The organism is Caballeronia sp. LZ003 (genome assembly GCF_031451465.1).
Classification (GTDB): domain Bacteria; phylum Pseudomonadota; class Gammaproteobacteria; order Burkholderiales; family Burkholderiaceae; genus Caballeronia.
The window spans coordinates 1-374 of record NZ_JARUXJ010000217.1; the positions used below are offsets into that span (position 1 = coordinate 1).

Genomic DNA, 374 nt, shown 5'->3' on the forward strand with positions numbered 1-374 from the left:
AATCTGATGGATATGACCGATGGCAAAGAACTCAATTGACGCGTACGGCGCGTCGGGGAAGACAAACCTGCTGTTCTTCGACCCCGACAAGCTGGTGCTGGTGACGGATACGGCTTCGCCGCTGTACGACCCACGCGTAGATTTACCCGTGAATGCGGACCTCGCTCGAAACATCGATTTCCAAGGTGTGCTTCAGCCGATCTCAGTGATGAAGAACACCGAGACGGGCGAAACGGAAGTTGCGGTTGGGCGACAACGCGTTAAGGCGGCGCGCTTGGCGAATGAATGGCGGCGTGCGCGCGGCGAACCGCTGCTCCAGGTCCCCGGGCAAGTCCATCGAGGCGAGAGGCGCACGGCGCTGACCGCGATCATCA

Annotated in this window: 1 protein-coding gene; it reads left to right on the top strand. The window is 60.2% G+C overall.

Annotation, left to right across the window (positions count from 1 at the left end; translation table 11 throughout):
• Nucleotides 1-19: 19 nt before the first annotated feature.
• The coding region (locus QCE79_RS34525; protein WP_309852281.1) for a ParB N-terminal domain-containing protein at nt 20-374 on the top strand (355 nt) is incomplete at its 3' end.